Source organism: Siminovitchia fortis, from assembly GCF_007681465.1.
GTDB lineage: Bacteria > Bacillota > Bacilli > Bacillales > Bacillaceae_C > Siminovitchia > Siminovitchia fortis.
Window position 1 is genome coordinate 99,922 of the sequence record NZ_VEKZ01000005.1, and the last position, 9,980, is coordinate 109,901.

Below are 9,980 nucleotides of genomic sequence, written 5' to 3' on the forward strand. Positions count from 1 at the left end.
ACTATCTGTGATGCTGCAGTTTTATAAAAGCGAGACGGACTCTGCCTCCTGCTGCTGGCTCCTATCCTTAAACGGCGTCGCCGATCCGGTCTCACGATTTCTCCGCAGTGTTTCCAGATCAACATCCCCAACAACGACAGCTTCCACGTTCGGGCGGCTTTCAGCCACAATTCCTGCATTCGGGAAGGAAAAATCAATCGGGGAGAAAATGCCCGATTGTCCATATTTCGCATCCGCCAGTGTAATGTTCGTCATGTTGCCCGACGCCCCGGAAATAACGGTGTATACCTGGTTTTCAATGGCTCTTGCCTGGGAACAACAGCGGATCCGCATACATCCTTGTTCATTCTCCTCTGCGAATGGCGTAAATATAATTTGTGCACCTTGCTCGGTTGCCTGACGTGCAAGCTCCGGAAACAAGATGTCGTAACCGATCAATATCGCGATTTTTCCGCAATCCGTATCGAATACCTTTACCCCATCATCTCCCGCCTGGACGCCAAGCCAGCTTTTCTCTGAGGGTGCCACATGAAGCTTATATTGCCTGTCGAATGTACCGTTGCGCCTAAATAGATAGGAAACATTATAAATCTCGTTATCCTCTTCCACATAATGCGATCCGGCAATGATATTGATGCTGTATTTTACGGCTAAATCAGAAAACAGCTGTATATAATCTTCCGTATATGTGGTCACCTTCTGTGCCTGGCCGCTTGGAAACCTCTCATTTGAAAATGCCGCAAGCTGCATCGTGACCACTTCCGGGAATAAAACGAAGTCCGATCTTACCTTGGAACTGCTGCGGACATAGTATTCACACTGCTGTGCAAAGTCCGAAAAGGACCGGACTTCTTTAAAATCATATTGAATGGAAGAAATACGCACGGGTAAAGAGTGTCTGTAATCCTTTTCTGATGGAGGGGCATAATCCTCATTCACCCACTCCATCAATGTTGCATTTTCTAAAGAAGCCTCATCATGGGGGAGATAATTTGCCAGCACCTTTTTAAATTTAAACCCATTCATTGTTTGAAAAACGATGACAGGGTCATATATTTTTTTCTTGATGACCTGATCAACATATTCTTCGGGCGTCAGTTTATCGGCATATTTGTAATAATTAGGCATACGGCCGCCAAATAAAATACTTTTCAAATTGAATTTCCTGCAAAGTTTCCGCCGTTCTTCATACAGCCGGCGGCCGATCTTTAATGTCCGGTAATCAGGGTGCACCACAACGTCCAATCCGTACAGATTCTTTCCATCGGGGTTATGATTTCGGATATAGCCGTTTCCGGAAATTTGATCTATTGTATGGTCTTCTCCGTAATCCTCAAAATTGACGATGATACTGGAGCATGCCCCGATGATTTTTCCATCATATTCGACGCAAAACTGGCCTTCCGGAAAAATATTAATATGACTCTTATAATGCTTTGCTTCAAAAGCAACCCCTGGAAGCCCAAAGCTCAAATTGGCGACTTTGACAACTTCCTCGATATCCTCTTCGCGGATATTGCGGACGATGATTTCTTTTTGAAAACTGGAAGTATCCACTTCACTCATTCAGTAACCCTCTTCCCTTCCTTTTTTATAAAAACAAAAGAGAAGCTCTCTTTTGTATTTTTGTTCCAGAGTAAGAAAGCATAAGATTTTTTAGCTTTAAAATTTTGAACAAAGCCTTTCTTTGTCTAGCTCCAGCGCCTATCGACTAGCAGACTTCGCACCTCCTCCTACGATAAGTCAACATCGGCTCGTTCCTCGCCGTGTTTCCTTTATCTCGTCGGAGGCACTCCAGTCTGTACGTCGATGGGCAAGGCGCTTCCGCTTTCCTTATCAAATTTCTTCATATGCATCAATCGTCGGCTTGCCTGCGCAAAACAGCGTTTTCCTCTTTGAGAGATTCATAATGATAGAAAAGACTGTTTCTGAACGGCGGTGCTCCGGTGCGTTTTCATTCGGGTAGTGGTTAATAGAGTTTGGATAATTGTATTTATCACAGAACCATTTCTTAAAGCTGTTCTCATCAATCGTTTCTCCCTTTGCCAGCGCCGTATTGATGAGCTGCTCGGCACGCAGCTTCCGGATCATTGAATCCGTATATTTAAATTCGTTCAAGTCGGCCAAGTTCTTCAGCAGCTCCGGTGAAAGGATATGGTTTGAATGAACGGCTGTACCGTTCGGCTCCGCCATCAGGTCGATGCCAAAAGGGGACACTTCGACGTTTGCTGCCAAAGACATGCCTTCACCTTCATGGCTTGCAATCATGAAATTCGCAGCGGAAGCCATTTGGCCATTGTTGACTTTTGATAGGGCCTCATGGAAGGAAGAAGAGTTCAAAACCGCCCTTAAACCAAGGTGGATGGGAACTTCATCGGATTTTTTGTCCGTGATCAAGGCGTTCAGACAAACAGCCATCCCGGCAGAATTGCAGCCGATTTTTCCGATAATCCCGCCTTCTGTCACCATTGTGATATCCGGCTTATCCTTCTGTTTGATACGGAGAAGCAGCAGACTGTCAATCTGGCTGCCTTTCCAATCCCAGTTTTGGCCAATGATCGTTTCATCACAGGCAGGAGCCGTTACGGCAATGGAAGTGCACCCGTCGGAAAAAATCTTGTCTTTCCGCCCTGTAAGTGCAATTTCACTTCGTGCATTCAATGCTAAAATGTCCTCGAAGTCTACACCCGCTCCGTGTGCCACCCCTTCCATTTCCTCTATCAGCTCAGGGTCATATGCTTCAATTGCTTTTAGATGGACGAGTGCACGGTTACGGGCTTCTTTCCAATCGATTTGATGGTAGCCGTAGAAAAGCTTTTCATACGTTTCCAGGCTGACCTGGATTTGCCCTTTTCCTTCACGGCCATGCTTTTCGCCTATTTCACGCGGTGTTCCCTCAAGATCCAATTGTTTTATCATAGTTGTTTTCCTTCTTTCTCTTTAGGAAATATAATCCAAAAACTTAAAGTAATATTTCATCATCCCCAATCCGGTAGCATTCATGCTGTGAAACGGGATAGGCTTCAGGTTTGAACGGTCAAGAGGGTTGTTTTTATCCCCTTCATTGAGCATATTCATGGCTACAATTTTGCCTAATAGGGTGGACATTGCAGCCCCATGCCCGGCGTATCCGAAAGCAAAATGGGTTCCGTCATCCAACTGGCCGATATAAGGGATCTTTTCAATGGTAAACCCTACTTTTCCGCTCCACTTGTAATCCACCTTGGCATCTTTTAGCGCCGGGAAGACATCGACCATGCCTGCTTGTAAATTATCGAAAAGCCTTTGGGCATCCCGTTTGCTTGTCGTACGCCCCGATCCCCCGAATACCATGCGGTTGTCTGCGGACAGCCTGAAGTAATACAGCAGGTTTTTCGTATCACAGGCAGCACGGTTATGCTTTATCAATTGCTTGCATAGGTCTTCCGGAAGCGTCTCGGTCGCAAGAACAATGCTTTCGACCGGGACAATCGCTTTCTTGATCAGCTTGTGGACATCGGTCGTATAAGCGTTGACGAACATCCCGACCTGTTTGGCGATAATACGGCCGTTGTTTGTCTCTACAACCACTCTATCATGAGATTCACGTTTGATGTTAATCGCTTCCGAGTGTTCGTAGATGGTTCCGCCGTATTTTTCCACCGCATTTGCTAAACCGAGACAATAATTCAACGGATGGAAAATGGCGCTTTTTTCATCGATATGGGCCCCGTGGTAAAAGTCCGAGTCCATTTCAGTGTGCATATCTTGCTTCTCCACAATCTTTGTTTCAAAGTTATAGTTTTTATATAAAAATTCCTGTTCACGCCTCATTCCATCCAAATGTGACGGCTTGTATGCCGCAAGCAAGTTCCCGTTACGGAAAAAATCGCACTGGATGTCTTCTTCCTTAATGATATTTTCAATCAGATCGATACTGTCCAATGACATTTGAAACATCTGCCTTGCAGCATCACTGCCGTATTTTTCAGCCAGCGCCTGCATGGACATGACATAGCCGATCAGTACTTCCCCGCCGTTTCTTCCGCTTGCGCCGGATCCTACGGTATTGGATTCCAATACTACAGTTTTCACATTTCTTTGCTGCAGGTGATAGGCAACGGAAAGCCCGGTGAAGCCTCCTCCTATGATGACGACGTCACATGTTTCCTCGCCTTGCTGGACAGGCCTTCTCTTCATATCATTTGCTGTTGCTTTCCACAACGATTTGCTGCTCATGCTTCCACTCCTTCAATTTTTCAACTTCCATTTTAAATATTTTATTGTTTAACCTCAGACCATGCGCGGTCATAATACTTGATCGCTTCCCCGACATCCTTTGCATGGACACCTCTTTCGAAATCTTCATCTGTCAATTCCAGCTCTTTCCGGATATCATCAGGGAGCAATTCAAGCGCTGCTTTATTCGGGTTATGGTATGGGTAATCCACTGTAATTTCTTTGCTTATTTCAGGGCGAAGAATGAAATCGATAAATTTTTCTGCATTTTCTTTGTGCGGTGCATCTTTAGGAATGACAAAGTTGTCTTGCCACAAGCTCAAGTGGTCTTCAGGAATGACCATTTTGATGCTTGGATTTTCCCTCATCGCCAGCGCTGCTTCAGCCCCGTAAACGACTCCGGCTTTCACTTCTCCGCTGACAAGCAGGTTTTTCGGGCTGTCACTGTCGAATGCCTTTATATTCGGCATAAGCTTTTTCAATTCCTCCCCAGCCTTCATGATTTCATCTTCATTTGTGCTGTTTACGGAATATCCGAGCATTTCCAGCATCGCACCAAGCATTGTCCGAGGATCATCCAGCACGACAAGTCCGTCTTTTAATTTAGGATTAAATAAATCTTTATAATTCTTTATTTCAAAATCTACCAGATCCTCATTGTATGCAATAATTTCTGTTCCCCACATGTACGGGACAGAATATTCATCGTCCGGATCAAAATCCCATCCCATGAACTTTTCATCGATATTTTTCAAGTTTGGTATATTGTCTTTGTTAATTTTCTCCAACTGGCCTTCTTTGATCAGCACTTCAACAAAATAAGTCGAAGGGACAGCTATATCATAAGTGGCATTCCCAACGTTCAACTTCGCGACAAGCTCTTCATTGGAAGAGATTGTACTGTAGTTTACTTTAATTCCTGTCTCTTCTTCAAATTGTTTGATTAGTTCCTCTGGCAAGTATTCAGACCAGTTTAGAATGTTGACCACATTTTCATCCTTGCCGCCGGATCCGCTGCCTCCGCAACCTGCAACCAGCAGAACAAACGCCAAGGCTGATACGAGCAAACTGAACTTTTTGAATCTCATTTGGGCATTCTCCTTTAGATGTATGGAATTTCTATCCGGCTGATGATTTCAGCAAGAAGGCCTATTTACGAATTTAGCTGCCCTTATATTTCGAGGGCATATTCCTCAACATACGCCAATACCATGCCCTTGACTACTTCCTCCCCCTCCCGAACCTCTAATGATAAAATTCTTCCTTGATAGGTCTTTTTGATCTCCAGAACGGTATCATCCTTTTGCTTGATTTTAAAGAATGTGTTACAGCGTTTCTGGCTGAGGTCCTCTTGGATAAGGAATGTGACCAGGACTCCGTCACAAGGGCTTATAATCATTTCTTCCATTTAACACTATCCTCCCCCTCTTTAACCGATTTTTCAGCTTCACCTTAAGGGAATCGCTTTCATTTTTGAAAAAGCCAAAATTTCGATAAATTCTTTTCAAAAGAGCACGCAGCAGTTACCATAGTTAACCGGCTGCACGTTGTTCCCGGCAGCATACACCCTTCCAGGAACAAGTGCCGGACAGGTACTGGTAAAAGCTGACGGTATTCGCTGAAATACAGCGTTGTCATAAACATTTTGCAAGATTTGTGCCAAATAAGAAAAGCGGAAGCGCCTTGCCCATCGACGTACAGACTGGAGTGCCTCCGACGAGATAAAGGAAACACGGCGAGGAACGAGCCGATGTTGACTTATCGTAGGAGGAGGTGCGAAGTCTGCTAGTCGATAGGCGCTGAAGCTAGACAAGACGCTTACTTTTCTAAAGAAAATTTTAGTCAAATTATATACTTTCCTATATCTCGATGAAAGGGGCAGATGATAACGTTTTTTTCATTAAACCTGCTTAAGGTTATTCAAAAATGAATAATGTTTGCCGTTTTGCATGAATTTTTTTAAAAAAGCTCCGCTTCTGCATCGAGAAGCGGAGCAATTATTACAGCCTTTTGATCACCTTATCGTAGGCTTCCAACGTTTGATCAATTTCTTCCTGCCCATGTGCACTTGAAACGCTGTATCGGTTCAACGGTTTTGTATAGATTCCTTCATTTATTAATTGGAAATCCAATTCTCTCCTTAAACCAAAGTCGGCACTTTGGAGATCACGGTAATTTAATATTTGTTCTTTTTCAGTGAAAATTAGATTGAAAATGGAACCGATGCCCAATGTCTGGACCGCTATTCCCCGCTGTAAAAAAAGCTTGCTGATCTCTGTTTTCAATCTGTCGGCTGTCTCATTGATTTGGCTGATTTCTTCCTCCAAAACCGCGATCGTTTCAAGGCCCGCTGCCAAAATGGAGGGATGCCCGTTATATGTTCCGCTGTGAAAAAGCACGTCCCTTGCATTGGAATGTTTGCTTTGGCTGCTGTCAAACACGTCTGAAGCAGCTTTTGGAAGACTTACCTCCATAATATCTTTTTTTCCGCCTGTAATGCCGATCGGGTATCCTCCGCCGACCGCCTTGCCAAGTGCAGTCAGATCCGGTTTAATGCTGTAATATTCCTGAGCTCCTCCAAGTCCCAATCTGAAACATGTTTTGACTTCATCAAAAACGAGGAGAATGTCCAATTCCTCCGTCAATTTCCGAAGGCCTTCCATAAAACTCCTCTCAGCCGGGATATATCCTCCTTGAATTGGCTCCACAATGACCGCAGCCAGTTCATCCTTTCTTTTTTTCAGAATGTCCGAAGCTGCATCCAAATCATTAAACGGCAAAATAACCGTATGTTCTTCGTGATATTGGTCCATCCCCTTGGATTCCGCAACCGATCTCGGTTGATGGGGATGGCCGGCTTCGTCTATGGACGGGTTTACGCTCACTAAAACCTGATCGTATCCGCCATGGTAATGGCCTTCAAATTTCGCGATTTTATTTTTTCCTGTATAGGCGTATGCCAGGCGAATCGCAAGCAAAGTCGCTTCCGTCCCTGAATTTGTAAAACGCAGCAGCTCGATGCTTGGATAAAACTGTTGAATTTTCCTTCCCATTTCGACTTCCAGCAAGTGCGGAGTCCCGAATAAATAGGTGCCGTTATCATATAATTGCTCTTGTACCGCCTGAAGTACCCTGGGATGCCCGTGCCCGAGAATCAATGCTCCATAGGAGAGCAGGTAATCAATATATTCGTTTCCATCCAGATCATACAGGCGGCTCCCCTTTCCTTTATCCATGACGATGGGATAAGGTGCAAAAAACTTAATATTGGCCGTCGTTCCGCCCGGCATGACTTTACATGCTTCCTTATAAAACTCCAATGATTTCGAAGTTTTTTCTGTATAGCGTTTGATCTCCATTCCTCTTTCACTGATTGCCACTCATAAGCACCTCTTTTAAAGTAATATTTATTTCCTAATTTTATATACTATGAAACGTTTATTTCATTATACCCCATTAACACCCATTTAAAATAAAAATTTCTCACTTTAACGAAAATGTAATAAATATTGCATAATGGCGTTAAATGTAATATCTTTAATGAAAAGAAAAAGGATGTGTTCATATTGTCCGTTCTTGTGGCTGCGGTCCAGATGCATTCGGTTCCGAACCAACCTCTGAAAAACGTAAATACAGCTTTTAAGATGGTTAGAAATGCGGCAGCACAAGGCGCTCAGATCATCGCGCTTCCGGAACTTTGGCAAAGCGGTTACCGCCTATCAAAAGAGGAATTCGGGATTTTGGCCGAAGACCGGGAAGGACCTGCTATTTCACAGTTTCAAAGACTTGCAATGGAATTGGGCGTGGTGTTAGTCGTGCCTTTTATTGAAAAAGAAGAAAAAGACCTTTATATAGCCACAGCTGTCATTGAGAAATCCGGAAAGCTGCTGGCTTGTTACAGAAAATCTTTCTTATGGGGAAGGGAAAAAGATATCTTTTCACCCGGGGAAAGAAAGTACGAAGCTATCCAAACATCAGCAGGAAAAATTGGAGTTTTGATATGCTATGACATGGAGTTTCCTGAACCGAGCCGCCACTTGGCATTGCAGGGGGTCGAGTTGATTGTCGCACCGTCCGTTTGGAGCATTCCCGCCGAACCGAGATGGGATATACAGCTGCCTGCACGAGCCCTTGATAACACCGTGTTTGTTTTAGGCGTGAATACCGTATTTGAAGGGAGCTGCGGGAAAAGCAAGCTTGTCGCCCCTGACGGAAGAGTGCTGGATGAAGCCCCAACCAAGGAGGCGCACATATTGATCCATAAAGTTGACTTTGATCTGATCCCCGAAACAAGAAAGAAAATTCCTTACTTGAGAGATTTGAAAAATGCTTAGTTAAGGGTGTATGAAATGGAAAATGATAATGTGTACAATCATATAGCGGAAAAAATCCCGGAAATGAGCAAATCCCACAAAAAAATTGCCAATTTCATTTTACACAACACAAATGTTGTCCCTTTTTTTAACGTGGCTACTCTGGCAAAAAAGGCCGGCGTAAGTGAAGCAACGGTTGTGAGATTCGCTTCCTTTCTCGGATATTCGGGATACCCTGAGCTGCAGTCACGGATGCAAAGCTCGATTCAAAAACAGCTGACCACAGCCGAAAGGCTGAAGATGACAACCGATGTGTATAATGATCAGGACCGCTGGATATATGACATCTTTTACGATGATATGGAAAATATAAAATCAACCATGGAAAAGCTGGACATTGAAAAATTTTATCAGGCGGTCGATCTTTTACAGGATACCAACAAAATATATATCGCCGCCAACCGGAGTGCTGCAGCGTTGGGCATCTTCCTGCAATACTATTTAAACATTATTCTGGGAAATGCAGAGATGGTTCGTTCCATCGAAAATCTTTCTGAGCAACTGTACAATCTCAACGAAAAGGACGTAGTCATCGGCATCAGCTTTCCGCGTTATACGAACAGTACCATTCAGACGCTCGCCTTTGCCAAAGAAAGAGGATCGAAGACCATTTGTATCACAGACAGCTTGCTTTCACCATTAATCCGCCATGCCGATGTCGTGTTGACTGCAACAAGCCAGATGCCGACATTTATTGATTCTTTCACCGCTCCGCTCAGCCTGATCAACGCGCTTGTCGTCAGTGTCGGGAAAGAAAGGATGAAAGAGGCCGAATCCCGCCTTGAAAAAATAGAAGCGGCATGGGATCGCTTCGGCGTATTCCATAAGGGAAGCCAGGAGGAAAGGTAAAAGTGCCGGCCGAGTCCTGATATATCGCAGCGTGACGGATGGCGAAGAATGACCAAAATCTTTTACAGCATAGCAACATCTTTATGCTCTTGATAGAAATGATAACCAAAAGTCTTTCTTAAAGTACGGGTCCCGATCGGTCCGGGAACATTGCATGCTGCAGCTGCTTCATTTAAAATCTGCCACGTTTAATATCTATATTTTTCAAAAGAGATGAACAAGGAATTATTAGGACTTGAAATCGTGATAGAAGGCGAACGCCGTGGAAAGCATCCATTCCAGCTTCAGGAAAATGAAAAAAGGAGCATCTCCAATGAGAATGCCCTGTTAAAAGTCTTGTATTTGCGTATTAAGGAACTAGAAACAAAATGAGATGGCGGTCGTACTAAATCTTGGATTTAACAGAGACTAGCTCTCCGTCCAAGTGTTTGTTTAATTTCTTCGGATACTTAGTTGTTACTTTCTTTGAACTCATAACGGATTAACCCCCGAATTTTGGACATAGTTACTCTTAATCTATCTTTTTCTTAAAATAGCTAC

Annotated in this window: 8 protein-coding genes and 1 pseudogene; 2 read left to right on the forward strand and 7 right to left on the reverse strand. The window is 43.9% G+C overall.

From position 1 onward, the window contains the following. Positions 1 to 21: 21 nt before the first annotated feature. From FS666_RS03310 to FS666_RS03335, 6 genes are all read right to left on the reverse strand, one after another. Positions 22 to 1,566, reverse strand: coding sequence for a bifunctional GNAT family N-acetyltransferase/carbon-nitrogen hydrolase family protein (locus FS666_RS03310; RefSeq protein ID WP_144460489.1), 1,545 nt, complete (start codon positions 1,564 to 1,566; stop codon positions 22 to 24). Positions 1,567 to 1,836: 270 nt separating this feature from the next. Further along, the gene (locus FS666_RS03315; RefSeq protein WP_144460487.1) at positions 1,837 to 2,919 is read right to left on the reverse strand and encodes a C45 family autoproteolytic acyltransferase/hydrolase; all 1,083 of its coding nucleotides are present in this window, start codon (positions 2,917 to 2,919) and stop codon (positions 1,837 to 1,839) included. Between the two features lie 21 nt (positions 2,920 to 2,940). Then, positions 2,941 to 4,218: an NAD(P)/FAD-dependent oxidoreductase gene (locus FS666_RS03320; RefSeq protein ID WP_144460485.1), complete on the reverse strand. Its 1,278-nt coding sequence runs from the start codon at positions 4,216 to 4,218 to the stop codon at positions 2,941 to 2,943. A gap of 41 nt (positions 4,219 to 4,259) precedes the next feature. Beyond that, complete coding sequence (locus FS666_RS03325; RefSeq protein WP_120074989.1) at positions 4,260 to 5,306, reverse strand: ABC transporter substrate-binding protein; 1,047 nt, start codon at positions 5,304 to 5,306, stop codon at positions 4,260 to 4,262. An 83-nt stretch (positions 5,307 to 5,389) separates the two neighbouring features. Beyond that, positions 5,390 to 5,626 (reverse strand): biotin/lipoyl attachment domain-containing protein, encoded by a 237-nt coding sequence (locus tag FS666_RS03330; protein WP_144460483.1) that lies wholly within the window; start codon positions 5,624 to 5,626, stop codon positions 5,390 to 5,392. Positions 5,627 to 6,218: 592 nt separating this feature from the next. Continuing rightward, a complete protein-coding gene (locus FS666_RS03335; RefSeq protein WP_144460481.1) occupies positions 6,219 to 7,598 on the reverse strand; it encodes an aspartate aminotransferase family protein in 1,380 nt (459 codons plus the stop codon). 186 nt (positions 7,599 to 7,784) lie between these two features. Between FS666_RS03335 and FS666_RS03340 the strand changes: the two genes are divergently transcribed. Together FS666_RS03340 and FS666_RS03345 are read left to right on the forward strand one after the other, a co-directional pair. Further along, on the forward strand, positions 7,785 to 8,552 hold the full coding sequence (locus tag FS666_RS03340; protein ID WP_144460479.1) for a nitrilase-related carbon-nitrogen hydrolase: 768 nt from the start codon (positions 7,785 to 7,787) through the stop codon (positions 8,550 to 8,552). Between the two features lie 15 nt (positions 8,553 to 8,567). Beyond that, complete coding sequence (locus FS666_RS03345; protein WP_120074980.1) at positions 8,568 to 9,440, forward strand: MurR/RpiR family transcriptional regulator; 873 nt, start codon at positions 8,568 to 8,570, stop codon at positions 9,438 to 9,440. Positions 9,441 to 9,458: 18 nt separating this feature from the next. Here FS666_RS03345 and FS666_RS20605 read toward each other — a convergent pair. After that, positions 9,459 to 9,625: pseudogene (locus FS666_RS20605) on the reverse strand (site-specific integrase); the annotation flags it as partial. Positions 9,626 to 9,980 lie beyond the last annotated feature (355 nt).

Coding starts and splice junctions, on each gene's coding strand:
- FS666_RS03325 (WP_120074989.1), bottom strand. CDS start 5,306: ATGAGATTCAAAAAGTTCAGTTTGCTCGTATCAGCCTTGGCGTTTGTT.
- FS666_RS03315 (WP_144460487.1), bottom strand. CDS start 2,919: ATGATAAAACAATTGGATCTTGAGGGAACACCGCGTGAAATAGGCGAA.
- FS666_RS03320 (WP_144460485.1), bottom strand. CDS start 4,218: ATGAGCAGCAAATCGTTGTGGAAAGCAACAGCAAATGATATGAAGAGA.
- FS666_RS03345 (WP_120074980.1), top strand. CDS start 8,568: ATGGAAAATGATAATGTGTACAATCATATAGCGGAAAAAATCCCGGAA.
- FS666_RS03310 (WP_144460489.1), bottom strand. CDS start 1,566: ATGAGTGAAGTGGATACTTCCAGTTTTCAAAAAGAAATCATCGTCCGC.
- FS666_RS03330 (WP_144460483.1), bottom strand. CDS start 5,626: ATGGAAGAAATGATTATAAGCCCTTGTGACGGAGTCCTGGTCACATTC.